Annotated in this window: 26 protein-coding genes; 18 read left to right on the top strand and 8 right to left on the bottom strand. The window is 58.6% G+C overall.

Annotated elements, in window-relative coordinates:
* Positions 1-153: 153 nt before the first annotated feature.
* The 5 genes from ffh to rplS all read left to right on the top strand — a co-directional run bounded on the left by ffh (position 154) and on the right by rplS (position 3,935).
* Positions 154-1,572, top strand: coding sequence for a signal recognition particle protein (gene ffh / locus COA55_RS06345; RefSeq protein ID WP_290501058.1), 1,419 nt, complete (start codon positions 154-156; stop codon positions 1,570-1,572).
* Between the two features lie 383 nt (positions 1,573-1,955).
* A complete protein-coding gene (gene rpsP / locus COA55_RS06340; RefSeq protein WP_290495092.1) occupies positions 1,956-2,204 on the top strand; it encodes a 30S ribosomal protein S16 in 249 nt (82 codons plus the stop codon).
* Positions 2,204-2,770, top strand: coding sequence for a ribosome maturation factor RimM (gene rimM, locus COA55_RS06335; protein WP_290501057.1), 567 nt, complete (start codon positions 2,204-2,206; stop codon positions 2,768-2,770). The genes rpsP and rimM overlap by 1 nt, the downstream gene beginning before the upstream one ends.
* Positions 2,771-3,568: a tRNA (guanosine(37)-N1)-methyltransferase TrmD gene (gene trmD / locus COA55_RS06330; RefSeq protein WP_290501056.1), complete on the top strand. Its 798-nt coding sequence runs from the start codon at positions 2,771-2,773 to the stop codon at positions 3,566-3,568.
* Between the two features lie 10 nt (positions 3,569-3,578).
* On the top strand, positions 3,579-3,935 hold the full coding sequence (gene rplS, locus COA55_RS06325; RefSeq protein WP_007150853.1) for a 50S ribosomal protein L19: 357 nt from the start codon (positions 3,579-3,581) through the stop codon (positions 3,933-3,935).
* A gap of 183 nt (positions 3,936-4,118) precedes the next feature.
* Here rplS and COA55_RS06320 read toward each other — a convergent pair whose 3' ends face one another.
* Positions 4,119-4,373 (bottom strand): GlsB/YeaQ/YmgE family stress response membrane protein, encoded by a 255-nt coding sequence (locus COA55_RS06320; protein WP_290501055.1) that lies wholly within the window; start codon positions 4,371-4,373, stop codon positions 4,119-4,121.
* A gap of 186 nt (positions 4,374-4,559) precedes the next feature.
* Here COA55_RS06320 and xerD point away from each other — a divergent pair, with 186 nt between their 5' ends.
* From xerD to COA55_RS06285, 7 genes are all read left to right on the top strand, one after another.
* Positions 4,560-5,498 carry a site-specific tyrosine recombinase XerD gene (gene xerD, locus COA55_RS06315; protein WP_290501054.1) on the top strand — a complete coding sequence of 313 codons (939 nt, stop codon included), beginning with the start codon at positions 4,560-4,562 and terminating at the stop codon, positions 5,496-5,498.
* Between the two features lie 45 nt (positions 5,499-5,543).
* On the top strand, positions 5,544-6,287 hold the full coding sequence (locus COA55_RS06310; protein WP_290501053.1) for a DsbC family protein: 744 nt from the start codon (positions 5,544-5,546) through the stop codon (positions 6,285-6,287).
* A 121-nt stretch (positions 6,288-6,408) separates the two neighbouring features.
* Positions 6,409-7,599 (top strand): alanine transaminase, encoded by a 1,191-nt coding sequence (gene alaC / locus COA55_RS06305; RefSeq protein ID WP_082872352.1) that lies wholly within the window; start codon positions 6,409-6,411, stop codon positions 7,597-7,599.
* Between the two features lie 43 nt (positions 7,600-7,642).
* Entirely contained in the window at positions 7,643-8,944 is a 1,302-nt protein-coding gene (locus tag COA55_RS06300; RefSeq protein ID WP_290501052.1) for a homoserine dehydrogenase, read from the top strand.
* A gap of 135 nt (positions 8,945-9,079) precedes the next feature.
* A complete protein-coding gene (thrC, locus tag COA55_RS06295; RefSeq protein WP_290501051.1) occupies positions 9,080-10,162 on the top strand; it encodes a threonine synthase in 1,083 nt (360 codons plus the stop codon).
* A gap of 623 nt (positions 10,163-10,785) precedes the next feature.
* A complete protein-coding gene (locus COA55_RS06290; protein WP_063520003.1) occupies positions 10,786-12,354 on the top strand; it encodes a BCCT family transporter in 1,569 nt (522 codons plus the stop codon).
* A 452-nt stretch (positions 12,355-12,806) separates the two neighbouring features.
* Complete coding sequence (locus tag COA55_RS06285) at positions 12,807-13,031, top strand: DUF3565 domain-containing protein (protein WP_063520002.1); 225 nt, start codon at positions 12,807-12,809, stop codon at positions 13,029-13,031.
* 122 nt (positions 13,032-13,153) lie between these two features.
* On the opposite strand, the gene COA55_RS06280 is transcribed toward COA55_RS06285, so the two are convergent.
* Positions 13,154-14,380, bottom strand: coding sequence for a serine hydrolase domain-containing protein (locus COA55_RS06280; protein ID WP_290501050.1), 1,227 nt, complete (start codon positions 14,378-14,380; stop codon positions 13,154-13,156).
* 280 nt (positions 14,381-14,660) lie between these two features.
* Between COA55_RS06280 and COA55_RS06275 the strand changes: the two genes are divergently transcribed.
* Complete coding sequence (locus COA55_RS06275) at positions 14,661-14,978, top strand: DUF962 domain-containing protein (protein WP_007150782.1); 318 nt, start codon at positions 14,661-14,663, stop codon at positions 14,976-14,978.
* 49 nt (positions 14,979-15,027) lie between these two features.
* Positions 15,028-15,477, top strand: coding sequence for a group III truncated hemoglobin (locus COA55_RS06270; RefSeq protein WP_290501049.1), 450 nt, complete (start codon positions 15,028-15,030; stop codon positions 15,475-15,477).
* 126 nt (positions 15,478-15,603) lie between these two features.
* Here COA55_RS06270 and COA55_RS06265 read toward each other — a convergent pair whose 3' ends face one another.
* Both COA55_RS06265 and COA55_RS06260 read right to left on the bottom strand, forming a co-directional pair.
* Entirely contained in the window at positions 15,604-15,777 is a 174-nt protein-coding gene (locus tag COA55_RS06265; RefSeq protein WP_007148446.1) for a hypothetical protein, read from the bottom strand.
* Between the two features lie 85 nt (positions 15,778-15,862).
* Complete coding sequence (locus COA55_RS06260) at positions 15,863-17,071, bottom strand: CaiB/BaiF CoA-transferase family protein (RefSeq protein WP_290501048.1); 1,209 nt, start codon at positions 17,069-17,071, stop codon at positions 15,863-15,865.
* A 158-nt stretch (positions 17,072-17,229) separates the two neighbouring features.
* Here COA55_RS06260 and trmH point away from each other — a divergent pair, with 158 nt between their 5' ends.
* Positions 17,230-17,922, top strand: coding sequence for a tRNA (guanosine(18)-2'-O)-methyltransferase TrmH (gene trmH / locus COA55_RS06255; RefSeq protein ID WP_290501047.1), 693 nt, complete (start codon positions 17,230-17,232; stop codon positions 17,920-17,922).
* Here the strand turns inward: trmH and COA55_RS06250 are convergent.
* The gene (locus COA55_RS06250) at positions 17,885-19,849 is read right to left on the bottom strand and encodes a hypothetical protein (RefSeq protein ID WP_290501046.1); all 1,965 of its coding nucleotides are present in this window, start codon (positions 19,847-19,849) and stop codon (positions 17,885-17,887) included. The genes trmH and COA55_RS06250 overlap by 38 nt on opposite strands.
* Positions 19,850-19,898: 49 nt before the next feature.
* Between COA55_RS06250 and COA55_RS06245 the strand changes: the two genes are divergently transcribed.
* Together COA55_RS06245 and COA55_RS06240 are read left to right on the top strand one after the other, a co-directional pair.
* Complete coding sequence (locus COA55_RS06245) at positions 19,899-20,570, top strand: 50S ribosomal protein L11 methyltransferase (protein WP_290501045.1); 672 nt, start codon at positions 19,899-19,901, stop codon at positions 20,568-20,570.
* Positions 20,571-20,737: 167 nt separating this feature from the next.
* Positions 20,738-22,126 (top strand): DegQ family serine endoprotease, encoded by a 1,389-nt coding sequence (locus COA55_RS06240; protein WP_290501044.1) that lies wholly within the window; start codon positions 20,738-20,740, stop codon positions 22,124-22,126.
* Positions 22,127-22,332: 206 nt separating this feature from the next.
* Here COA55_RS06240 and COA55_RS06235 read toward each other — a convergent pair whose 3' ends face one another.
* The gene (locus tag COA55_RS06235) at positions 22,333-23,121 is read right to left on the bottom strand and encodes a crotonase/enoyl-CoA hydratase family protein (protein ID WP_063520095.1); all 789 of its coding nucleotides are present in this window, start codon (positions 23,119-23,121) and stop codon (positions 22,333-22,335) included.
* Positions 23,122-23,244: 123 nt separating this feature from the next.
* Between COA55_RS06235 and COA55_RS06230 the strand changes: the two genes are divergently transcribed.
* A complete protein-coding gene (locus COA55_RS06230) occupies positions 23,245-23,565 on the top strand; it encodes a thioredoxin family protein (RefSeq protein WP_063520094.1) in 321 nt (106 codons plus the stop codon).
* A gap of 39 nt (positions 23,566-23,604) precedes the next feature.
* On the opposite strand, the gene COA55_RS06225 is transcribed toward COA55_RS06230, so the two are convergent.
* Together COA55_RS06225 and COA55_RS06220 are read right to left on the bottom strand one after the other, a co-directional pair.
* Complete coding sequence (locus COA55_RS06225) at positions 23,605-25,368, bottom strand: Ig-like domain-containing protein (RefSeq protein WP_290501043.1); 1,764 nt, start codon at positions 25,366-25,368, stop codon at positions 23,605-23,607.
* A 175-nt stretch (positions 25,369-25,543) separates the two neighbouring features.
* The gene (locus COA55_RS06220) at positions 25,544-26,572 is read right to left on the bottom strand and encodes a medium chain dehydrogenase/reductase family protein (protein ID WP_063520092.1); all 1,029 of its coding nucleotides are present in this window, start codon (positions 26,570-26,572) and stop codon (positions 25,544-25,546) included.
* Between the last annotated feature and the right edge of the window lie 18 nt (positions 26,573-26,590).

Here is a 26,590-nt window from a genome sequence, read left to right as displayed (position 1 = left end):
TTATCTATCAACAATCATTCTCATTTTGTGCTGCGGGCATCTTGCTGAAGGCCATGGCCCATGACGTTGGTGCCCAAGGAAGGCTATAATCGCGCCCCTGTCACTGCGGCAAGCACGCCTGGCCGCAGACATGGTGCATTTGGAGGTAGACCCATGTTCGAGAATCTCACCGATCGGTTGGGATCGTCGCTTAAAAACCTGGCAGGTCAGGGTTCGCTGACCGAAGACAATATCCGCGACACCCTGCGCGAAGTGCGCAAGGCACTGCTGGAGGCCGATGTGGCCTTGCCGGTGGTGAAAGAGTTTGTCGAGCAGGTAAAGGAAAAGGCCCTGGGGCAAGAAGTGCTGCAGAGCCTGAACCCGGGCCAGGCGTTTGTGAAGATCGTCAACGACGAGCTGGTTCACACCATGGGCGATGCCAACGACGCCCTGGATCTGGCCACCAAGCCGCCGGCCATTATTCTGATGGCGGGCCTGCAGGGTGCCGGTAAAACCACCTCCGTGGCCAAGCTCGCGCGTTTCCTGCAGGAGCGTGAGAAAAAGAAAGTCATGGTGGTGTCCGCTGACGTCTACCGCCCGGCCGCTATCGAGCAGCTGAAAACCCTGGCGGGGGAAGTGGAGACCAACTTCTTCCCGTCCACCGGCGACCAGGATCCGGTGGATATTGCCAATGCGGCGCTGGAAGAAGCCCGCCGTCGTTATATGGACGTGCTGATCGTCGATACTGCGGGCCGTCTGCATGTCGACGAAGACATGATGAGCGAGATCAAGCGCCTGCACGGGGCCATCAGCCCGGTGGAAACCCTGTTCGTGGTGGACGCCATGACCGGTCAGGATGCGGCCAACACCGCCCAGGCCTTTAATGAAGCGCTGCCGCTCACCGGTGTGATCCTCACCAAGGCTGACGGTGATTCCCGCGGGGGGGCGGCGCTGTCTGTGCGTCAGCTCACCGGTAAGCCGATCAAGTTCATCGGTATGGGCGAGAAGACCGATGCCCTGGAGCCGTTCCACCCGGATCGTATCGCCAGCCGGATTCTCGGCATGGGCGACGTGCTCTCCCTGGTGGAAGAAGCCGAGCGCAAACTGGACAAGAAGAAAGCCGAAAAAATCGCCAAGAAGTTCAAGAAAGGCAAGGCGATGGACTTCGAGGACCTCAAGGACCAGTTCCAGCAGATGCGTAATATGGGCGGCATGGCCGGCCTGCTCGACAAGTTGCCGGGCATGGGCGGGATGATGGAAGCGGCCCAGGATCCGGCCGCCATGAAACAGATGAAGCACATGGAAGCCCTGATTGATTCCATGACCCCCAAAGAGCGCCGTAACCCGGATCTGCTTAAAGGCTCTCGCAAGAAGCGCATTGTCGCTGGCGCCGGTCTGGAGATTCAGGACCTGAACCGCCTCATCAAGCAGCAGAAGATGATGGCCAAGATGATGAAGAAGATGCGCACCAAGGGTGGCATGAAGAACATGATGCGAGGCATGGAAGGCATGATGGGCGGCGGCCAGGGTGGTCCGGGTGGTGGCATGCCCCCGGGCGGCATGGGCGGCCCAGGCGGCATGCCGCCGATGTGAGGCCGTGCACGCATCACGCGGCATGCTTCACGCAACAACGCGGGCAGAGCGGGTGGGGACTCCACCTCTCTGCCCGCGTTGCGTTTGGGGTAAGGGGTTTTGTAGGAGCGGCGCTTGAGCCGCGAATCCGAGCCTCAGCGAGGTAATTGGTGGGCTTTGTCGTGCTATCGCACGGTTCGCGGCTCAAGCGCCGCTCCTACAGGTGCTCCGGAGCGTTTGGTATTTGCGAAGTGCTTGTTGCGGGCTGCAACTGCCTGTATAATTCGCGCCCTTCGCGGCCTCTCCGTGCTTTTCACGGGTGGCTTTCAAGCGGATACGATGGTCAGGCCGTTCTTTTCGATGGCCGGGCCGGGAAACCGGATTGATAAAAAGGTACGTAAACCATGGTAATTATTCGTCTCGCTCGCGGCGGTTCCAAGAAGCGCCCGTTCTACAGCATCGTTGTTGCCGATAGCCGTAACGCCCGTGATGGCCGTTTCATCGAGCAACTGGGTTTCTACAACCCCATCGCCCGTGGCGGTGAAATCCCTCTCAAGCTGAACCTGGAAAGCCTGGACGCCTGGGTTGCCAAGGGTGCACAGCTGTCTGATCGTGTTAAGTCCCTTGCCAAGCAGGCCCGTAAGGCAGCCTGATGGCACAGCGGGGACAATCCTCTTCTGAAGAGGGCGCGTCCTCTACGCTGGAGGTCGTCGGCCGCATCCTCGGGGTGCACGGCGTCAAAGGGTGGGTAAAGGTGTATTCCCATACCGATCCGATGGACAACCTCCAGCAGTACCAGCCCTGGCATCTGAAACAGGGTGGCCCGGGTGGAGAGTGGAAACCGGTGAAAGTGACCGGTTTTCGCCCCCAGGGCAAAGGCCTGATTGCGCAACTGGAAGGCATTGCCGACCGGGACGCAGCAGCGGCCCTGGTGGGGCAGGAGATCGGCGTACCCGCGGATTTGCTGCCACAGTCTGGGCAAGGTGAGTACTACTGGCGTGATCTGATTGGCCTGCGGGTAAGGCATGTGAATGGCATGGACCTGGGCAAGGTGACGCGAATGCTGGAAACCGGTGCCAATGATGTGGTCGTGGTTCGCGGTGACAGCAATAGCCTGGATCGGCGTGAACGCCTGATTCCCTGGCTCCCGGATGACGTGATTACTGCCATCAGCCTTGCAGAGGGTGAGATGACAGTGGATTGGGACCCGGACTTTTAAATGATGGCGGCGAAGCCTCCGTTTGCCGTCACTCTGGTTACACTGTTTCCGGAGATGGCGCAGGCGATTACTGACTTCGGCGTGACCCGGCGGGCCGTGGAAAACGGCCAGCTGCAGGTGGAAACGGTGAATCCTCGGGATTTCACTGAAGACCGCCACCGCACCGTGGACGATCGCCCTTTTGGTGGCGGCCCCGGCATGGTGATGAAGGTGGAGCCGCTGGCGAAAGCCTTGCAGGCTGCACGCACTGCCAACCCGGCAGCGAAAGTGATTTACCTGTCCCCGCAAGGACAGCCGCTGACCCAGGCCAAGGCCGCAGCGTTGGCGGAGCAGCCCGGCCTGATTTTGCTGGCGGGGCGCTACGAGGGCGTAGACGAGCGGTTGCTCGATGCCGAGGTGGATGAGCAGATATCCATCGGCGACTACGTGCTAAGCGGCGGCGAATTGCCGGCGCTGGTGCTGATCGATGCGGTCAGCCGATTGATTCCCGGAGTGCTGGGTCACCAGGATTCCGCCGAGCAGGACTCTTTTTCGGGTGACTTCGAAAACCTGCTCGATTGCCCGCATTACACCCGCCCGGAGGTGTATGGCGAGCAGGCAGTGCCGCCGGTACTGCTCAGCGGCAATCACGAGCTGATTCGCCGCTGGCGCCTTAAACAGGCGCTGGGGCGGACCTGGCAACAGCGTCCGGACCTGCTGGAGGCCCGCCGGGCGCGGGGCTTGAGCAACGAAGAGCAACAGCTGCTGGACGAATACATCGCCGAGCAGCCGTCGCATACAGCAAAAAACTCTGATTAGGAGCACTGCCATGAGTGGCAAGAACCTTATTATCCAGGGCATCGAAAATGCCCAGCTGAAAACCGAAGTACCGGAATTCGGCGCCGGTGACACTGTCACCGTGCAAGTGAAAGTAAAGGAAGGCACCCGTGAGCGTCTGCAGGCGTTCCAGGGTGTGGTTATCGCCCGTCGTAACCGTGGCCTGAACTCTGCATTTACCGTGCGCAAGATCTCTCACGGTGTGGGCGTTGAGCGTGTATTCCAGCTGCATAGCCCGCTGATCGATTCCATCCAGGTGAACCGTCGTGGTGATGTGAGCCGCGCCAAGCTTTACTACCTGCGTGATCGCTCTGGTAAGTCCGCACGGATCAAAGAAAAAATCCGGTAGTTTGCGGATTCCTTCTACCGCGAGCGAATGTTGGTTTAGCCTTTGCTGTAGGGCATGCGAAATCAACCTCTGGCCCGGTAGATTGCTCCAACAAAAAAGCCGCTTCCCGAAAAGGAAGCGGCTTTTTTGTTGGAGCGCCGGACGCTGGATGCCGGATGCATGACGCTCATGGCATCAGGCGCGCTAGTTCTTCTTCAGCATCCGGTACAGGGCTAGCAGCACCAGGGCACCGACGATGGCAGTGACAAAGCTGCCCAGGCTGAAACCGCTGACGGAACCGCCCAGGCCGGTAATGGAGCCCAGCCAGCCGCCGACTACGGCGCCAGCAATACCGATCAGGGTGGTGACAATAAAGCCGCCCGGGTCCTTCCCTGGCATAATCCATTTAGCGATGATGCCGGCGATCAAACCGAATACGATCCAGGATAAAATTCCCACGATTCCTCTCCTTGGTGGCGATGTATCAACATTATACTGGCCTCCATTGTTGCCCTAAATCGCGTGGTTTGTCGTCTATGCCCGTGGGCTTGTGCGTAATATTTAGTAAAAGGCGTGCCAGTATGTGTGGGCGTTCATTCTGGGTAACCCATTGTTTTTTCTCTTTGTATAAGGCCTGATGGCGTAATGGGAACGGTGGATAGCAGGCAGCTAACGGATGCGCATGGTCGGCTGATTGATAGCTGGCTGGACCAGCAGTGGCTGGAGAAAGGCCTTAGTGAGCACAGCCTGTCCAATTATCGTCGGGACATTAGCCAGCTGGCTGTCTGGTTGCAGCATCAACGGGCGAGTTTGTTGGCCTGTGAGCGTTATCAATTGCTGGAATTCCTTGCTGACCGGCACCAGCAAGGCCTCAGTGCACGCTCTGTTGCCCGGCAGCTGTCGGCGGTGAAAAGCTTTTACCGTTGGCTCAAGCGGGAAGGGCGCATTGCGGATGACCCGGCGCTGCTGATTGAGCGACCCAAACTGGGTCGCCCGTTGCCGAAAACCTTGAGTGAAGCGGATGTGGAGGCGTTGCTGGCGGCGCCGGACCCGTCCACGCCGCTGGGCCTGCGTGACCGGGCCATGCTGGAGGTGCTCTATGCCACCGGGTTGCGGGTGACGGAACTGGTGACATTGACCCAGAGCCAGATTAACCCGCGCCAGGGGCTGATCCGGGTGATTGGCAAAGGTGACAAGGAGCGATTGGTGCCACTGGGCGAAGAAGCGCTGCACTGGCTGGGCCGTTATGCCCAGGAGGGGCGCCCCCAGTTGCTGGCAGCGGATCAGCAGGGCGGCAATCAGGATCTGCTCTTTCCCAGCCGTCGTGGCACCTGTATGACACGGCAGACATTCTGGCATCGAATCAAGCAGTTGGCAGTGGTCGCGGGGGTGCAAAAAAAGCTCTCCCCCCATACACTGCGGCATGCATTTGCCACGCACTTGCTGAATCACGGCGCGGATTTGCGGGTGGTACAGCTGCTTCTGGGGCACACGGATCTGTCGACGACCCAGATCTACACCCATGTGGCACAACAGCGGTTACAAGACGTCTACCAGAAACATCACCCCCGATCGGGAACCTGAGCCAGCTGGCGGGTTCTCAAAGGTAAGAGAAGGAGTAACGACACAATGAAAAAGGTTTTGCTGTTTGTATTGTTGGGGCTGATGACCGCATGTGGCGCCAGTTCTGAAACCGCCAAGGGTAACGCCGAGATCGATGGTGAACAGGCGAAAGCGGCTTTCGAGAAAGCCTTTCCTGCTGTTGAGGTCAGTGATGTGCGTGCTGCACCCATGGCGGGCATGCTGGCGCTGGAAGTAAACGGGAGTGAAACCGTTTACATGAGCGAAGACGGCCGTTTTATCATGATCGGCAAGTTGCTTGAGCTGAAAGACGGTGAGGTTGTTAATCCGGCGGAGCAGCGCCTGGAAAAGGTTCGCGCTGAAGGTATCAAGACGCTGAACAAGGACGACATGATCACTTACGCCGCTGAAGACGAGAAAGTGGAAGTGTACGTGTTTACCGATATTAGCTGCGGGTATTGCCGCAAGCTGCATCGCCATATCGACGAGTACATGGCGTCCGGCGTGACAGTCCACTACCTGGCGTTCCCCCGCGGCGGCCCGACCACCGAGGCGGCAGCTTCCATGCGTCATATCTGGTGTGCGCAAGACCGCCAGCAGGCGCTGTCGGATGCCAAACTCAACGACACGATCAACAAGGCAGAGCTGGGCGAGTGTGCCAAGCCGGTTGATGAACAATATGAGCTGGGCCTGACATTCGGGGTGCGCGGTACACCGGCGATTTACACCACCGAAGGCAAGCAGCTGGGCGGCTATCTGACCCCCGAAGATATGCTCAAGCGACTGGACTGATTCGCCTGTATCCCCCGTATTACGGTGCTTTGCTGCCGTAAAGACGGTGCCGACACATTGACGACGCGGGGTTGCGCCGTTAATGTGTCGGCCTTCTTTTACTCCCACCCAAGGTGCTGTCGTGGAAACCGATTTCCAGCGAATCCGTCGTTTGCCGCCCTATGTCTTCAATATTGTTGGAGAGATGAAGGCCGCAGCGCGAGCGCGGGGTGAGGATATTATCGATTTCAGCATGGGCAATCCGGATCAGCCCACGCCAAAACATATTGTCGATAAGCTGACAGAAACCGCCCAGCGGGGCGATACCCACCGCTACTCGCAGTCCCGGGGGATCCCGCGTTTGCGCAAGGCCATGACGGACTGGTATCAGCGTCGTTATGACGTGGACCTGGATCCGGAATCCGAGGCCATTGTCACCATTGGTTCCAAGGAAGGCCTGGCGCATCTGGCACTGGCCACCATGGGCCCCGGGGACACTGTGCTGGTGCCGAACCCCAGCTACCCGATTCACCCCTACGGGTTCGTGATTTCCAACGCGGATATCCGCCATGTGCCCATGGTGAAAGGGGTGGATTTCTTTGTGGAGCTGGAGCGAGCGATCAAGGAATCCTGGCCCAAGCCGAAAATGCTGGTGCTGAATTTCCCCGGTAACCCCACGGCCCAGTGCGTGGAGCTGGATTTCTTCGAGAAAGTGGTGGCCATTGCCCGAGAGCACCAGATCTGGGTGGTGCACGATATCGCCTACGCAGACATCGTGTTCGATGGCTACAAGGCCCCCTCCATTCTGCAGGTGGAAGGCGCCAAGGATGTGGCGGTGGAGTTCTTTTCCCTGTCCAAGAGCTACAACATGCCCGGGTGGCGGGTGGGCTTCTGCTGCGGCAACAAAGAGCTCATTCACGCGCTGGCCCGGATCAAGTCGTACATGGATTACGGCACCTTTACCCCGATTCAGGTGGCGGCCATTGCCGCGCTGGAAGGGGACCAGAGTTGCGTTGCCGAAATCTGCGAAATGTATCGCCAGCGCCGGGATGTGCTGGTGGAAGGGCTGGGCGACATTGGCTGGCCGGTGGAAAAACCCCGTGCCACCATGTTCGTCTGGGCTGAAATCCCCGAACCCTATCGAGCCATGGGCTCGCTGGAGTTTTCCAAGAAGCTGCTCACCGAAGCGGGTGTAGCAGTGTCGCCGGGCATTGGTTTTGGCGACTATGGTGACGATCATGTGCGTTTTGCGCTGATCGAGAACGAACAACGTACCCGGCAGGCCATGCGCGGCATCAAGAAGATGTTCCGTCAGGATGGGCTGCTGGGCTAACAGGCTGCGCCTTGTGCGCCCCTGCATAAAGAGAGGAAATCACGTGAAGTCGGTGAAGGTGGGTATTGCTGGTCTGGGCACGGTGGGTTCTGGCACCGTGAATGTACTGAAGCGTAACGCGCGGGATATTGCTCGCCGCGTGGGCTGTCCGATTGAAATTACCCATATCGGTGCCCGCCGCGACAACGCGGCCTGTGATACCAGTGATATTCGTCTTTCCCGCGATATTTTTGCGGTGGCGACAGACCCGGATATCGATATTCTGGTAGAGCTGATTGGCGGCATTGATACCGCACGTGAGCTGGTACTTACCGCCATCAAGAACGGCAAGCACGTGGTCACCGCCAACAAGGCGTTGATCGCCGAGCACGGCAACGAAATCTTCCAGGCCGCCCAGGATAATGGCGTGGACGTGGCGTTCGAAGCCTCTGTGGCTGGCGGGATTCCTATCCTCAAGTCCCTGGGTGAAGGTCTGGCCGCGAACCATGTGAACTGGCTGGCAGGCATTATCAATGGCACCGGCAACTTCATCCTCACCGAAATGGAAGAGGGTGGCCGGGCCTTTGATGACGTGTTGGCAGAAGCGCAAGCGCTGGGTTACGCGGAAGCGGACCCCACCTTCGACGTGGAAGGTATTGATGCCGCCCACAAGCTGACCATTCTGGCCTCCATTGCGTTCGGTATTCCGCTGCAGTTTTCCAAGGTCTACACCGAGGGGATCAGCCGGATTACCACCGAAGACGTGGCCAGCGCCGCGCATTTCGGATACCGCATCAAACACCTGGGGATCGCCAAGGACACCGGCAACGGCATCGAACTGCGTGTGCACCCGACCCTGATTCCCAAGGAAACCATGCTGTCTGCCGTCAATGGCGTGATGAACGCCATCATGATCGATGGCGACGCGGTGGGTCCCACCATGTTCTACGGCGCAGGCGCCGGTGCCGAGCCGACGGCTTCCGCTGTCGTGGCCGACATCATTGAGCTGGGCCGCGCACTGACCGTGGACCATGACGAGCGGGTACCGTATCTGGGCTTCCACACCGACCAGATGTCCGATGAGCCGATTCTGACCATCGATGACGTGTCCTGCAGCTTCTACCTGCGCCTGCATGTGCAGGACAAGACCGGCGTGCTGGCCGACGTGACCCGCATCCTCAGTGATAACAATGTCAGCATTGATGCACTGGTACAGCGTGAAGTGGACCAGGGCCTGGTGCCCATCGTGATGATGACTCACAAGGTGCGCGAGGGTGACATGAGCGCTGCTCTGGCCAAGATCGGTGCCCTTGAGGCCGTAGATAGCGATATAATGCGTATCAGGGTAGAGACGCTGGACGCTTGACGCCCGATGCCGGACGTCGCTGTTTGAGCGTCCGGCTTCATGCATCTGGCTTCTGGCGCGCCGTTTAAAGTGACCACATTCAAGAACCGCAGAGCCTGGCTTAGAGGCTTTACACTAGCAGCAGAGACCAAAACCATGCCTTTTCGTGACCGTTACACCGGCCTGATCAACCGTTACCGTGACCACCTGCCGGTGAATGATGACACGCCGATCATCAGCCTGGGCGAGGGGAATACCCCGCTGATTCGCTTGAAGAATATCCCCAAGCTGTTGGGCAAGGACGTGGATATCTACGTCAAATACGAAGGCCTGAATCCCACCGGCTCGTTCAAGGACCGGGGCATGACCATGGCGGTGACCAAGGCCGTAGAAGAGGGCAGCAATGCCATCATCTGTGCCTCCACCGGTAACACGTCTGCGGCCGCTGCTGCCTATGCCGCTCGTGCGGGCATCACCGCGTTTGTACTGATTCCGGAAGGCAAAATTGCCATGGGTAAACTGGCCCAGGCAATGATGTACGGTGCGGTGATCATGCAGATCCGTGGCAACTTCGACCAGGGCATGGAACTGGTGAAACAGGTGGCCGAGAAGGCGCCAGTGACCATCGTGAACTCGGTTAACCCGTACCGTTTGCAGGGGCAGAAGTCTGCTGCCTTCGAAATCGTTGAAGAGCTGGGCCGCGCCCCGGATTATCACTGCCTGCCCGTGGGCAATGCCGGTAATATCACCGCGCACTGGATGGGGTACAGCGAATACCACAAGTCTGGCATCGTCAACGCGGCCCCGAAAATGGTGGGCTACCAGGCTGAAGGCGCGGCGCCGTTCATGCGTGGCGAGCGAGTGAGCGATCCGGAAACCGTGGCAACGGCTATTCGTATCGGTAACCCGCAGTCCTGGGACAAGGCGTGGCAACTGCAGGAAGAATCCAAAGGCTGGTTCGACGAGCTTAGCGATCATGAAATCCTGACGGCGCAGAAATTGTTGGCTGAGAAAGAAGGGATTTTCTGTGAGCCCGCCTCTGCGGCCTCCATCGGTGGCGCCATGCGCGACATCAAGGCCGGCAAGATTCCGGAAGGCTCTACCATCGTCTGCACCTTGACGGGTAACGGCCTGAAAGACCCGGATACTGCCATTGCCCAGTGCCAGGACAGCCGCATGGTTACCATCGATGCGGATCTGGATGCGGTGAAAGGCGCGATCCTGTCCAACATGTCCTGATTGCTTCAGGCGTAATAAAAAAACGGAGCTCTCGGCTCCGTTTTTTTATGGGCATCTCTGCCGCTGGTGCCTGCAGGGATGCGCGGGAAAAGGCAGGCATCGTCACGATGTGCTACCATGCATGCTCTTTTGTGGCGAAAGGAACGACCACCCTGTGTCGAGATTACTGAAACCACCTACGTGTAACACCTCCTCTCTGGGCTGACTGCGCCCATGCCCTGGCTGGATTCTTCCCGGCCAACCCCCTGACTGATGTCTTGCTCTCTGATGATCCGAGCTTTGTGCGTGCTGGTGCATAGCCACAGAGGGGTATTTGACATTGGTCGATCACTATTTAGTCTGTTTAAAGACGATAAAGAAGGGAGAGACTGATGAAAGCATCGTTATTGGCGACGCCAAACGCTACCGGGGCCCCGTATGGCTCCCTTGTCCAAGGGATTGCAGCGGATTCGTATCATTGACGATCTGATCAAGGCTGCGACCAAAAGGGTCGCTTCGCGTTCAGGTGATGTCTGGCTGTGAAGCTATAGAGGAACCCAACCCGGTTTCCTCGCATCGTCCGGACCGACTGGCTGAAAGGCAGAAACACTGCCCCTCAAAGCAAGACGGAATACGGAGCTTAAATGAAAATTAATTACGAGACCGACTATGACGTCGGCCAGGACAATGTGCAGTTCATGGGAATGGACATGCACAATCCTGTCTTCTTTATCAGTGCAGTACTGATTCTTACCTTTGTGATTGGCACGCTGATCCTCCCGGAACAGGCCAACGCCTGGCTGAATGGCTCCAAGGGCTGGGCCATTGAACACTTCGACTGGCTGTTTATGGTCAGTGGCAATTTCTTTGTACTGTTCTGCCTGCTGTTGGCGGTGCTGCCGCTGGGTAAAATTCGCCTGGGTGGACAGAGCGCCAAACCGGAATTCTCCACGCTTTCCTGGTTCGCCATGCTGTTTGCGGCGGGCATGGGGATTGGTCTCATGTTCTGGAGTGTGGCCGAGCCGGTGGCCTATCTGAATGGCCAGTGGTACGGCACGCCGCTGGCGGTGGAAGCCGGCTCGGAAGCGGCGCGGCATACGGCCATGGGGGCGACCATGTATCACTGGGGGCTGCACCCCTGGGCGATTTACGCCGTGGTGGCGTTGTCGTTGGCCTTCTTCACCTATAACAAGGGCATGCCCCTGACGATCCGCTCTGCGTTCTACCCGCTGCTGGGTGAACGGTGCTGGGGCTGGCCGGGTCACATCATAGATATTCTGGCGGTGCTGGCTACCATCTTCGGTCTGGCGACGTCGCTGGGTCTGGGCGCTCAGCAAGCTGCCGGCGGCCTGCATTTCCTGTTTGATACGCCCAATGCGATCAATGTGCAGGTTGGCATTATTGTCGGTGTTACCGCTGTCGCGGTGCTCTCGGTGGTGCGTGGTCTGGATGGTGGCGTGAAGGTGTTGAGTAACATCAATATGAGCCTGGCCGTCTTTTTGCTGCTGTTCGTTATTATCGCCGGGCCTACCATGCTAATCATCACCGGCTTTGGTACCACTGCGGTGGACTACATCAGTAATATCATTCCGCTGAGTACCTGGTTTGGCCGTGAAGACAGTGAGTGGATGCATGGCTGGACCGTGTTCTATTGGGCCTGGTGGATTTCCTGGTCGCCGTTTGTGGGGATGTTCATTGCCCGCATTTCCAAGGGGCGTACCGTGCGTGAATTCATTGTGGCGGTACTGCTGGTGCCCACGGTGATTACCATTATCTGGATGAGCACTTTTGGTGGCACAGGGCTGGAGCAATCCATCAACGGCGTGGGTGAACTGGCCAACGGGGTGAGTGATGCATCGCTGGCCATGTTCCAGATGCTGGCGCATCTGCCGTGGACCGGCATCATTTCCTTTATGGCGATTGCACTGGTACTGATCTTCTTCGTGACCTCGTCGGACTCCGGCTCTCTGGTGATCGACTCCATTACGGCGGGTGGCAAGGTGGATGCACCGGTGCCCCAGCGCATTTTCTGGGCGGTTATGGAAGGCCTGATTGCGGGTGTGCTGCTGTATGGCGGTGGCAAGGAAGCCCTGAAGGCTCTGCAATCAGGGGCTGTCACAACCGGGTTGCCGTTCACCATCGTGCTGTTGTTGATGTGCGTCAGCCTGTTTATTGCCCTGTCAGCGGAACGCAAGCGCCTTCAATTGGCTTGATCTGGCGTTGCTGATCTTTAAAAAATGCCCGCTGATGCGGGCATTTTTTTTGGGCTCTTCGCGGATTAGAGTGAATAACACGCTTCTCGCTATCTGATGGGTTTATCGCGAATACCCGGCACTTTGCCAAACGCTCGACGCCGGATGCCTGACGTAACCCCAATAGCCTGAGAGGCTGTCGTTATTGCGGTATCTCTTTTGACGGGTATTTTGGGGATTGTCAGGGACATCATTCAGGCAATAATCGGGTAATGCATTTTGCGCACAGAGTATGGCGGCCAGGGGTTCAGGTTTTGAATGCAAGCGTCCGTCATCGGGCATCCGGCGTACAGCGACTGCCAGGGCGGGATAATGCGACAAGCTCTGAAGCTGGCTGATCACTCAATTCCGCGATGAACCATTTTTTTGGCGCCATGTTGGTATAACAGGAATGACTGACAGAGGAGGCAAGCATGTCTTTTCAGGTAACGGTCAACGGGTTTGAACAGGACGAGGTGGGGGATTGGGTCATGCTACTGTCTTGCGGCCACCGCCAGCACGTTCGTCACCAGCCGCCCTTTATTAACCGCCCCTGGGCGGTGAGCGAGGAGGGCCGCCGGCAGCACCTGGATATGGTGGTGACCTGCACCCAGTGTCAGCGGGGCATGCCGGTGCCGGAAAACACGCTAGGTGCTTGACGCCGGACGCATGATGCAAGGAAAACCAACAACGATGGGGTAGTTGATGCTTGTTGCCGTACTGCGATCATTATTGGCATCAGGCATCAGGCATCAGGCATCAGGCATCAGGCATCAGGTGTTCAGCGTAACTTGGTATGCCGATTAATGGTGTGCTGTAAGCCAAACAGGGCCGGCAGGTGGGGGCCGATTACGCCCTTGCCGGTGGTCAGCAGGGCGCCGCTCAGATCTCGCTGCGGATCCGCCCAGCAGTAAATGCTGATAAAGCCCAAATGCCCGAAGGATTTTGGGGCGCCGGGGCCGAACATGCCCATGCCCCGGTTGCCGAGCATAAAGCCGTTGGAGAAGTTCAGTGGCAGCATCAGCGTCCGGTCGAAGCGGGGGCGATGGTAGGCTGGCTCCAGGGCGCGGGCCACGGTGTCTGGCTGGAAGATCTGCTGGTCGCCATGGCGGCCGCCGTTAAGCAGCATCTGGAAAAAACGGCTGGCTTCTTCTGCGGTGGCATACAGGTTGCCTGCCGGTACGATAGCTTGCTGGAAACGCTCGTCGTTAGTGACTTCCACCACTTCATCGATACTGCCGCCCACTGCATAGCTGAGAAACAGGTCTACCAGTTTTAAGGGCAGCCCTGTGGACACATCCACGGCCCGTTCTGCGCCGGTCTGGCCAAAAGTGAAATACTTCATCCCCATGGGCTGGCGAATGACCCGGTCGAGGGTGGCGTTCAGGGATTCCCCGGTTATGGCTTCCACCACGGCGCCAAGAATGAAGCCGGCGGTTATCGCGTGGTAGGCCTGGGTATTGAATCCGCTGGGCTTGGCGGCGCAGAGGATGTCGATAATTTCCTGGGGCCGATAGAGAATGTCGGCTTCTACCGGTTCCTGGGGGCGGGGAATCCCGGCCTGATGGGTAAGCAGGTGGCGCAGGGTAGTGCGGCCCTTGCCGTTTTGTCCGTAAGCGGGCAGGTAGCGGGTCACCGGGTCGTCCAGATCAAGCTGACCCTGTTCCACCAGATGATGTACCAGCATGGCGCTGACCACCTTGGAGGCGGAGAACAGGCACACTGGGGTGTCCGGCGTCATGATGCGCTGGGTTGCCGGGTCGGCATAGCCGATGCTGCGGTTCAGCATGATCTCGCCGTGGCGGCGCAGGCACAGGCTGATCGCCGGGCTCATGCCGCTGCGATAGAGCTTGCGTGTGGCCCGCCAAATGGATTCAACTTGTTCAGAACCCATGCCGGTCTTGTCCAGCGGGGCTTCATCGCCGTGCTGAATCAGCTCGTCGAGGCTGCGGGGAATAGGGTTGCCGTGCTTGCTGATCAGGCGGCGTACACGCGGGCGAAGAGCCATAAATGTCTCGCAAAAAAATGGGGAGTGCAGGGCGCCGATAATAAAGGTCGACACCGTATTTATTGTGAAAGCACGCCATTGTCCATGATCAAGGGGGGACTGCAATGGCTGCCTGTGCCATCCGATTGGCGTCAAATCACAATAAAATGGCCCGTTGAAACGTAGCGACTGGGTTACAATGGGACGTAATGTTTACCCATCAGCCGCTGCCTACAATGATGGCAGCCCACAGCTATGACATCATCAACAATCAGAACAAGAGCACCTAACAGGAGGTCCCATGGAGACCATCAAGCAATCTGATTTCCAGAGCTTCGCGGAGTTTTACCCCTATTACCTCCAGGAGCATGGCAACCCCACCTGTCGCCGGCTGCACTTCTTCGGCACCCTGGGTCTGTTCGGCGTTCTGGCCGGCGTGTTCATGACCGGCAATCTGTGGGGCTTACTGTTGCTGCCAGTGGTGGGCTATGGCTTTGCCTGGGTGGGGCATTATGTTTTTGAAAAAAACCGCCCAGCTACCTTCAAGCATCCCTGGTACAGCCTTGCCGGTGATTTTGTCATGTTCAAGGATATCCTCATCGGGCGGATTGAGTGGTAACGAGAGACGCTACAGGCAACACGCTTCACGCAAGCACGCGGAGAGTGGAATGACGGCGGTTGGGATTTTTCGCCCGGGTGAATCGCTCGCCAGGGATAGTGACCTGCCTGATCTGGATTGCCGGGAAAATATTGATGCCATGGTGCACGGGTTTTATCAGCGCTTGCTGAAGGATCCGGTGATGGCACCGGTGTTTCTGCAGGTGGCGGGGATTGATCTGCAACAGCACCTGCCGACCATCTGCCAGTATTGGTACAAAATGCTGTTGGGCGAGCAGGACTATCAGCGCCATATGATGGCAAAGCATCGTGCACTGGACGATCGCGAGCCGCTTACCGGGGAGCATCACGAGCGATGGCTGGGCCATTTTATGGCGAACCTGGAGGGGCGCTTTGCCGGGCCGATGACCGACCGCGCTCGCCTGATCGCCCAGCGCGTCATGCATAACCTGTATATGCACCTCAGCGCCCGACGGGGCCATGGCTCTGTGGAGAGCTGAAAAAGGTGGGCTCATCGCGGGATGGGCGATCCAGTGCTCTCTTGGCAACCCCCCAAAGACGCCGCGCAAGAGCGCCAGTTATCCAGGCTTTTGGCCTTTCTCATCAGGCATTCGGAGCCACGCGGATCAGAATAGCGGCAGCACCATGTTGCCGGCCAGCAGGCCGGCGCCGCTGAGGTAGCAACTCCCGATCAGGATGGGATCGGAACCGAGAGCCTGGCGTCGGAGATGAAAATACAGGCCGGTGGCCAACAAGCCCACCGCAACAACACACACGCCAATCCAGAGAATCTGGGTCATGGTGGTATCCTGCTTTCGATGACGTCTTTTATTTTTACCGCTGTCGCTACGTTGCCGTCAATGACGCCGTGGGCGGGCGCCTGCGTCAGCCAATAATGCCTTGGGCCTGCAGCTCTGCAAATTCAGCGTCACTCAATCCCAGTTCATCACGGAGCACGGCCTGGTTATGGCTGCCCACCTCGCCACCGGGCCAGCGGGTTTCGCCGGGCGTGTCGGCCAGCCTTGGGGTAATGGCAGGGACCTTGAGCGGTTTGCCGTTGATTTCCACCTGCTGGAACAGGCCGCGGGCCTGGAAGTGCGGGTCTTGCATCATGTCGGCCACGGAATAGATGGGGCCGGATGGCACCCGGGCTTCTTCGAGAATCGCCAGGATTTCATCACTGGGCAGGCTGCGGCACCAGCTGTCCAGCGCGGCGTCGATGGCTTCTTCGTGCTCCACGCGACCGGCGTTGCTGGCCATGGCGGTATCCTCAGCCATATCGGGGCGGCCGGCGGCGGTCATCAAGCGTTTGAAAATGGAATCGCCGTTGCCGCCGATCACCACGAACTTGCGGTCGGCGCAGCGGTAGGTGTTGGTGGGAACAATGCCGGTGACGGTGGAGCCGGCGGGTTCGCGGATGACGCCGGCCCCATCGAATTCCGGAATCACCCCTTCCAGCAGGTTGAACACGGATTCGTAGAGGGCCACATCCACGACCTGTCCCTGCTCACTGTTCTGTCGCTCGAACAGGGCCAGCAAAATGCCCAGCGCTGCGTGCAGCCCGGCGATGGTGTCGCCCAATGACAGGTTGGGGCGCACCGGGCGCTCGCCGGGAAAGCCGTTCACATAGCGCAGGCCGCCAATGCCTTCGCACACTGAGGCGTAGCCGGGTTTGCTGGCGTAGGGGCCGGTCTGGCCGTAGCCGGAAATGCGGGTATAGATCAGCCCCGGGTTGTCGGTGGCAAAGCTGTCCGGGCCCAGCCCCCAGGTTTCCATGGTGCCTGGGCGGAAGTTCTCGATGACCACATCGGCACCCACCATCAACCTGCGAGCCAGCGCCTTGCCCTGGTCGGTTTTCAGATCCAGGGTGACCGATTTCTTGTTGCGTCCCAGGCTGCGCCACCAGAACGAGGTGCCGTCCTCATCCAGTTTGCGCCAACCGCGAATCGGGTCGCCACCGGGGGGTTCCACTTTCACCACATCGGCGCCGAAGTAGGCCAGCAGGGTACCGGTAAAAGGCCCGGCGAGTAGCTGTCCCAGTTCGATAACGCGCACCCCCTCCAGGGGCAGGCGGCGGGATGAGGGTTGAGTCATGGAGCCTCCAGGGCAGTGGTTTTAACAAGCTCATAAGCCTAGCGGATTCAACAGGGCAGTGGCAGTGGCGCTGTTGACTGTAGCCATCGGCAAGGCGGGCGAATTGTGTCAGCCATGGCCGGGCCTATACAATCCGCGGCCAGCCACGAGGAAAACCCATGACCCCGGAACGTTACCGCCGCATTTGCGACACCCTGGACCGCCGCCAGCCTGACCTGACTGTCATCATGGACGGCGTGCACAAACCCCATAATATCGCTGCCATAGTGCGTACTTGTGACGCGGTGGGGATTCTTGATGTGCATGCGGTGTTGCCCAAGAACCGGGCTCGCATGGCGGCGGGCACGGCCATGGGCTCGCAGCGGTGGGTGCAGGTGCATAAGCGCGATGAAAGCACCGACGTGATCCGTGAATTGCAGGGCCAGGGGGTGCAGGTGCTGGCGGCACATTTGTCCGATGATGCGATTCCCTATCGGGAAGTGGATTACACCCGGCCAACGGCGCTGTTGTTGGGGACCGAAAAATTCGGCGTCAGCGACGAGGTGGCCAGCGTGGTGGATCAGAATGTGACCATTCCCATGATGGGCATGGTGGAGTCATTCAATGTGAGTGTGGCGGCGGCGATTATTCTTTCCGAAGCCTGTGAGCAGCGCCGGGCGAAAGGGTTTTATGATCAGCCACGTGTGGACGCCGCTCGCTACCACGAGCTGCTTTTCCGGTGGGGCTATGCCCGTATTGCCCGTTTATGCGATGCCCACGGGGTGCCGTATCCGGAGCTGGATGAAGACGGGCAGGTGAAAGACAGCGCCGAGCTTACGGCGCTGTTGCAGAAGACCCAGACGGAGACGTAGCAGCGGGGGCGGCCGCTGCAGGTGCCGCCTCGGGGGAAGGCGCAGGCTTGCTGGCTGGCACGGCAACTGGCCCCAGCGGCGTCGCTGTCGGGGCGTGGCTGACCTGCCACTGAAAGTCGCTGGCCCCACCTTCGCCTACCCAGGCCGGGAACCACAGGGTGTTGTCCATGGTGGCGTAGCGCAGGCGGCGGATATCGATATCCTGATCGTTGGCCAGGGTGATCATTCTGGCCAACACCTGGCCATGATGAATCTGGTCCACCGCCGGGGTGGTGTCGACAATGGCCTGGTGAACGATCTGGTTGAAGGTGTCGCGGGGGATGCCGGAGAAATTCATCCGGTCCAGATCCGCAATAAAGGCATCGGCCAACTCATCCACGGTGCCTATGCGACCATCGGCTTTCAGCTCAGCCAGCTTCTTGTTGACCACTTCATCGTATTTCTCGAATGCGCCGTCCTGTTCGGCGGCGGCCAGGGCCACAATGGCTTCGCCCAGGCTGTCCATGTTCTGGAAGTCGAGCTTGGGGATCGCGCCCATCAGATCAATCACCGTATCGGGAATGCCTTCGCTCTGGAAACCCAGCCGCGGGGTGGCACCGGGATCGCGCTCGTACTTGGTGGTGCTGTTGGCATCATCCTCGTAGAACATGTTCATGGTCACGCCATCCAGGAAGGCATCGAACAGGCCGTTGGGCACCACCGGCATGTGGTTGCTGAAGAACATTTCCCAGCCCTGATTGGAATCCAGGTGTAGCCAGTCGCCGGGCAGGCGGGTGGCATTCATGCGGGTTTCGAAGTCGCTCATGGTGCCGTCCACGATCCCGTACTGTTTGTCGTCGTAGACGGAATCAAAGGTCAGCCGGGCGCCATCCAGGTTCTGGAAATCAATGGCAAAGTGAATGCGCGGCTCACGCAGGAACATCAGGAAAAACTTCAATACCTTCATGCTGCCGATGGCGAACCGGGAGGGAATAGTCACCGACTGTTCGTAGAAATCCACCTGGAATTTCTGGCTGAAAAAGGTGGGCAGGTAGGCATACCAGACCCGCGCCTTGACCAGCATGGAGGCGCGCACGGCGCCGTCACGCACGGCCAGGGGGGTGGCTTTGATGTTCTTGCGGGTATCCAGGTCCACGCGCAGGTTCTGGTTGAGGATGCCGGTGCTGATATTCACATACACATTATCAAAGACATTTTCGTCTTTGTGGGGTCCCAGGCGCGGTGCCATGGACTGGATCTGGGTGAAATCCCTGGGTTCATACTCCATGCGCATCAGGGTGGTCTGGATCCAGCCTTCGTCCAGATTCACCTCCACATAATCCGCCCGTGAACGTTCGCTGTTATTACGCACCAGATACAGATAGCGGGGCTTGTTACGCGGCGAGTCGAGACGGATTTCTTCCAGCATTTGCCCTTCGGCCAGGGTGTGTTGCGCCGGATCGAAGCGGTCCCAGCCGCCATCGCGGAACATGAAAACCAGTTCATCGAAATCGTCAAAAATGCCGGGCTCGCCTTCCGCCTTGCTGTCGTTTTCACCCTCAATCCAGATCAGGCCGGTCTTGTCGAACTCGTCGATCTGGTAGGGCACGGGAATCAGCTTGCCGGCCCGCACGGCCATTAACGACAGTTCCTCGGTGGGGATGCCGTTGTGGCGGAGCAGGTCGTAGCCCTTGATTTCCATGGGGTACAGGTAGGTGAACTGGGTGGTATCCAGTGCTTTAAGGGTGTAATCCAGCTGTGCGGTGGAGATGCGAGTCAACCCGGTGGCCCAGCGGCCCATGGCACTGGGGTCGGCCTTGTAGAACTCCACGAAATGTTTGAAATAGGCGTCGGGTACGCCGTCTGTCCAGATTTCCCGTGCCTTGAGGGGGCTGGTCACACTGAGCAGTAGCGCGATAACGCCAATCCATCCCTGTCTGCCGGTCATTTTGTTATTCTCTTCGACGATTTCGGATAGGAAAAGTAGGCCCTAGAGTATGACAACAGAACAGGAAAAAGTAGGCCTCAACGCCTTGCACGAACGGCTCCACCGCGTATTACCGGCGGTGTCCCTGTCGTGCCAGGCATTGCCACAAACGCCCGCCCTGCGCCTGTGGCTACTGGATGAGCTGTTCCCGGAGCAGGCGCTGGACCCGGAAATGGTCAATGCAATCATGGAAGAGCCGCCGTACTGGTCGTTCTGCTGGGCTTCCGGGCAGGTGCTGGCGCAGTATCTGCTGGATAATCCCGAGCAGGTGGCCGGCCGTTGTGTGGTGGATGTGGGCCCGGGTTCGGGGGTGGTCGCCATTGCCGCTGCCATGGCCGGGGCACGCAAGGTCATCGCCTGTGATCTGGACGAGGATGCGCTCACGGCCACGGCCATGAACGCCCGGGAGAACGGCGTCGAGGTGGTGCTGAGCAATGATCTGGACTCCTCCCTGGCAGAGGCGGACCTGGTGACAGCCGCAGATATTCTCTATGACCGCGATAACCTGCCGTTACTGGCTCGCTTTCAGGCTGCCGGTGCGGTGCTGCTGGCGGATTCCCGGGTGCCGGACCTGAACCCGCCGGGCTACCGGCTGCTGGGGGAGTGGCAGTCCTGTACCTGGCCGGATCTGGGGGAATCGCGGGAGTACAACGGCGTTCGTCTGTTTGCTTCGGAACCGTAGACGCTTGCGCTGGTCAGAAAAAAGTGGGTGACGCCTAATCCCCGGTACCAGCGATTGCGGGTCGGGCATTTCTGGGTGGCATCCGGTACTGGACTTTTAGCCCATCATCCCTTTTATCGATGATGCTTTCCTTGAAACAGGAGGAACAACCGTTGTTTGAAAAAACGTTGTCTACGCAAAAAAAACCAATCCTTCCCGTCGTCTGGGTGCTGACGCTGTTATGTGTTGCCTTTTCCCCGGTTCAGGCGGCTTTGCCTGCTGTCACGGCCGAAGGGGACGCGCTGCCCTCGCTGGCGCCCATGCTGGAAAAAACCTCGCCGGCGGTGGTGAATATTGCCATTGAAACCCGGGTGCGGGCGGCGCGTAACCCGTTAATGGATGACCCTTTCTTCCGTCGCTTCTTCAATATGCCGGAACGCCAGCGGCCCTCCGAGCGCCGCGCTGCCAGCGCTGGCTCCGGGGTGATTGTGGATGCTGCGGAAGGCTATGTGCTGACCAACGCCCACGTGGTCAAGAACGCCGATAATATCGAAGTCACGCTCACCGATGGCCGTGAACTGTCGGCGGAACTGGTGGGTGTGGATGAGGAAGTGGATCTGGCCGTCCTGAAACTGGAAGACGCGGAACGCCTTACCCAAATTGCCATCGCCGATTCCACTGGCCTGCGGGTCGGTGATTTCGTGGTCGCCATTGGTAACCCTTTCGGGCTTGGCCAGACCGTGACCAGCGGCATCGTTTCCGCGCTGGGTCGCACAGGGCTGGGCATTGAAGGCTATGAAAGCTTTATCCAGACCGATGCGTCCATTAATCCGGGCAACTCCGGTGGTGCACTGGTCAACCTGCGTGGTGAGCTGGTGGGTATCAATACGGCGATTCTGGCGCCGGCCGGTGGCAATGTGGGTATCGGTTTTGCCATCCCCACCGAGATGGCCGAGAACGTGATGCAGCAGCTGATCGAACACGGTGAAGTGCGCCGCGGCATGCTCGGCGTCACCATCCAGGACCTGACCGCAGAACTGGCGGAAGCCTTTGGTGTTGAGCGCCAGCGCGGCGTGGTGATCACCCAGGTTGTAGAAGACAGTGCGGCAGAGAAAGCCGGCCTGAAAAGCGGTGATGTGGTCACCGCCGTGGACGGCCGCCCAGTAAACCGTGCGGCGGACCTGCGTAACAAGGTGGGCATGGCGCCGGTGGGCGAAAAAGTGACCCTGAGCATCCTGCGTGACAGCAAGAAAAAAGATGTCACCGCCGTGATCAGTGAATCATCACGGGAAACCGCTGGTGGTGAAGCTGTTTCCAAATTCCTGGAAGGCGCCAACCTGCGCGACCTGCGCAAGGGCGAGCTGCAACATGCCGACGCCGGTGTGCTGGTCGACGAAGTAGAGCGAGGCTCCCCGGCCTGGCGAGCCGGGCTGCGCAACGGTGACGTGATCATCAACGTGAACCGCCAGGACGTGGAAACCATGGACGAGTTACGCAAGGCCGTGGGCGATAAAGAAGCGGCCCTGTTGTTGCGGGTTAACCGCAACGGCGGCGTGTTCTTTGTGGTGGTGCGTTAATCGACTAACCCTCAAGCTGTAGCAAGAAAGCCGGCATTAATAGTCGGCTTTTTTGTGGGCGGCCCTTATAGTAAGTTTTCGTAGGTCGACTTAGGCGTAGCCGTAAGCCGACAATCTGTCTTCTTTCTGGCTGCGTTGTTGGGCGTCGGATTACGGCCTTCGGCCTCTCTGTGCCCTTGGGTAAATCCGACCTGCTTTAAGACGCTTTACGTGTCATCTTTTTCAAAGCTCCCATGGCGGCCTGCGCCTCTTGCGAAGCGTTCTGCGCCGGCCAGGGCTTCTTCGAATACTACCGGGAATCCCCCGGCGCCTTCGTCGCGCAGGGCGGTTTCCTGGTCCTTGTCCCATTGTTGGTAGGCGGATAGCCGGTCTGCGCGCAGGCAGCGTTGTGGGAAGGCGGCGATCTGGCGGGCCAGGGTGATGGCTTCGTCCAGTGCTTTGCCTTCCGGGGCTACCCGATTGGCGAGGCCAATCTGCAGGGCTTCTTCCGCATTAACCGGACGACCGGTGAGAATCATGTCCATGGCGCGGCTATGGCCGATCAGGCGGGGCAGGCGGACGGTGCCGCCATCAATCAAAGGCACGCCCCAGCGCCGGCAGAACACGCCGAAGGTGGCGGTGTCCTCCATCACGCGCAGATCGCAGAACAGGGCCAGTTCCAGTCCTCCTGCGACCGCGTAGCCGGATACGGCGGCGATTACCGGTTTGCTTAACAGCATGCGCGACGGCCCCATTGGGCCGGGGCCTGTCCCCGTGGCTTCCACCTCATTTCGCAGTGCCGGGTCGCCCATGGCAGACAGGTCGGCACCGGCACAGAAATTATCGCCAGCGCCATGGAGGATGGCTACATGCAGAGTCGGATCCTGCTCAAAGTGGTCGAAGGCGGCACGCAGCGCATCGGCGGTGGGCCGGTCGACGGCGTTGCGTTTTTCCGGGCGATTCAGGGTGATGATATAAAGGCCGTCTCGTTGTTCTGTTAAAACCGGTTCGCTCACAAGGTCACCTTGGTTGTCTGCCACAGGGGAATCATTACAGTGGGTTCTCTACAGATGGGAACATCTAAGCATAAGACTTGCCGGTATGTCTGCCGGTAGCGGGCGAGTTTGTTGGAGACGGTGATGGCGTATGTGCGTGAGTACGAAGATGAGAGCATTACCCGCGAGCAGCTGGATCAGGGTGACGGGTTGAGACTGCTTGAATTCGGCGCCAATTGGTGTGGTTACTGCATTGCGGCCCAGCCGGATATCGAAGCGGCGCTTGCGGAGCACTGCGATCTTGAGCATATAAAAATAGCGGATGGGCCGGGAAGGCCCTTGGGGCGTAGTTTCCGGGTGAAGCTCTGGCCGACGTTGATTCTGATCAGGGACGGTGAAGAAACCGGGCGTATTGTCCGGCCGGAGAGTGAGAAAGATCTGAAGGGGTTTCTTCGCAGCTGTTGAAAGCGAGCAAGATGGCGGGGCAGGGTCCCGCCGTGTGTCTTAGTGGCTAAGCGTGATGATGGCCGTGTTGGACCAGGCGCCCGCCTGATCCTTCACCCGATAGGTAATCGAGTCAGTTTTATTGCCAAAGAAGAAGGGAAAATAGCGTAGCTGGCCATCTCCAAGGTTCTCTGCGTAGCCCCGATTCGGACCTTGTGTAATCTCAAGAGAAGCGGGGTCGATGTTGTTTTGCGCATCGGTATCGTTTTCCAGTGGGTTCAGGTACTGCCAGCCCCAATAGCCGATAGACAGATTGTCGTTATTGGCCTGGGGGGCACTGTTTTGGTAGGAGACGGTGATCGTGGTCGAGTCCTGGTCTTTGAACCCTTCGTCATCTGTCACGGTAAGCGTCGCCGTTATGATGATGTCATCGTCATTGGCATCAAGGTTGGGCGTTTCGAACTGTGCCACGGCCTGGTCTGCGCCGGTAATATCAATATCAGGTTGATCCAGTGTCCATTGATATTCTGTGATGTTGCTGTCGTCGGAAGAGAATTGCCCGTGCAGGGTGAATGTCTGGTTCTGGCCTGTTGAGAATCCAGGGCCAGCATTAGCTGTTGGTACGCTGGGGTGGCGAGCATTAAGCGCAATGGTTCCCAGCAGGGCAGGGTTCTGAGTGCCTCCACAGTGCTGGGAAAAACTGGCCATGAAGCTGTCGACCTGGTCTTCCTGTTGTTCAATGGAGTGAACGGTAAAGCCACCGGAAAGCGTGTCGCACCCTCGGCCGTCGCCGGAAATGCTGAGTCCACCAAGGCCATCGCTCTGAAAGGGGAAGCGCTCAGCCTGATAGTTGCCGGGTTGTAACGCCGCATTGTAGGGCGCGGCAAAATCCGCCCGCCAGTTATCGCCATCATCAATGTGTACGGACACGCCATTGTCATAGTTAATGCTGGGGTTGAAGGTACTGAAAGCATCGTCGAAGTACAGCTGCTTGCCTTGCCCGATATAGTCACCTTCAGGGCTGTTTATCTGCATATAGGTTAATGGCGCACTTTTACTCACCAGTGGCAGCGTTAGTGTTTGGGAATTGTTTTGCCCAAGGCTGTCAGTGACGGTGAGTTTTAGCGTGAGCTCTTCGCCATCCAGAGGCAGGGAAGGAACGGTAAAAGACGGTGTTGCGCTGTTCGTGTTCGTCAACGTAATTGCGGGGCCATTCAATTGCTCCCACTGGTAGCCGGCAATAACACCGCTATCGGAATACGACTTTTCGGCAGACAGGGTTACAGAGGTGTCGTCAATTAGCTGGCGCATGGGGCGTTCAATAACCGCAACCGGATGCGGTAAATTTTCTGGCAGAGTGGAGTTGATGCGGATGCTGCCGTTTAGCGGGGCATCGTTATTGCCGCAGTACTGTACGAAGTCCAGTGCTATGACCGGATTCGCTGCCGCGAGATCCAGTTCATGAATGAAGAAGTCACCGTCAATGGTGTTGCAACCGCGGTGATCCATGGAAACGGAAAGGCCTGCTCGCAAGGCACCTTTAAAGGCATTTCGTTGTGCATTCAAATAGTGCTCTTCTTCCAGTACCTGGTTGTCCGGTGAAGAAAAAATCATGTCCAGGTCGGTGTTCGCGTCTTCGTAGCCCAGAGTCAGCCGGGATTGTGTGTAATCCAGGCTGATGGTTCCGGTACTGTCAGAGAGCGTTTGCGTAATCCCGCCTCCAATATAATCCCCTGGTTCGCTGTTGAGGTGAATGGTACCTCCGGCTGTGGCAACGGCAGGGGCCAGAATGCAAGGCAAAAGGCTCATTAACGTCAGTTTCATAGTTCCCCCTTGTGTGGTCTTGGTCCGGTTTGATACCGGTGTCACAAGGAGTATAGGAATCGCCGGGGCCGGGAATGTGCGATATATCGGACAGTGCTGTAGGCCATCACGTTAATGTCAGGGGGTGTGACCGTTGTGGCAGTTTAAATAGGTTAGAAATTCAGCGCTGTTGGTGTCACAAAATTTCCAGCACCACCTTGCCCACCGATTTACCTGACTGTAGCAGTGCCAGCGCCGCATGAGCATCATCGAAGGCAAAGCGATGGCCCACATGGGGTGGGGGCAGGGCAATGGTCTGTAGTTCGCTGAGCAAGGCCTTCATGCTGGCTTTTTGCTCCCATAGCCAGATCAGATTGAAGGCCATCACCGACCGGTTGCTGCTGATCATATCCATAACGTCATAGCGGGGGCGGCGGAGGTAGCGCCAGGCGGCTTTGAGATAGTTGGGGCGGTTGCCGGTGGGGGTGAATTCCGCAGCGCCGAAAACCACTAGCCGGCCCATGGGGTTCAGTGCGGCAAAGCTGGCTTGCTGGACGGTGCCGCCGATGGCGTCGAGCACCAGATCGAAACGGTGGCCGGTTTCGGTGAGTTGTCGGGAAAAATCCGCTTGGCGTATCAGCACATTTTCAAAACCCATTTCCTGCAGCATCGCGGCTTTGTCGGGGCTGCCTACCGTTCCAACCGGGTTGGCACCCAGCAGGGTCGCCAGTTTCATGGCCTGCAGGCCGACTCCGCCGGCGGCGCTGTGAATCAGTACACGTTGCCCTGTCTGGATGGCGCCGAGGGTGGTCAGGGCATACCAGGCGGTGAGGGTCTGGGCCGGGAAGGCGGCGCCCTGAACGAAGCTCCAGTCGTCGGGTAGGGGGATCAGGTAATCCGGTTCGCTATCAACACTGGAGCAGTAACCGCCGAACCGGGTGACACCCATCACCCGGTCGCCAACCTGGAAGGCGCTGTCGGTATTGTCGGTATCTGTGCCTGTGTCGATGACTGTGCCGGCAAATTCCAGCCCGGGGATGAAGGCGCCTTCCGGGGTTGCGGAGTAAAGGCCGGTAAGGGCGAAAATATCCGCAAAATTCAGCCCCACCGCATGAACCTGCACCCGGACATGCCCGAGAGACAGGGGAGGCAATGGCCGCTGCTTTTGAACCAGATTGGCCAGGCTGCCAGCCTTGGGCGTTTCCCAAACTGTTACCGTGGGCATGACGAGTTCCGATGGTTA

It is taken from the genome of Alcanivorax sp. (genome assembly GCF_002733835.1).
GTDB lineage: Bacteria > Pseudomonadota > Gammaproteobacteria > Pseudomonadales > Alcanivoracaceae > Alcanivorax.
Note: the sequence above shows the minus strand (reverse complement) of the source record. Positions and strands in the feature narration are given on the sequence as shown.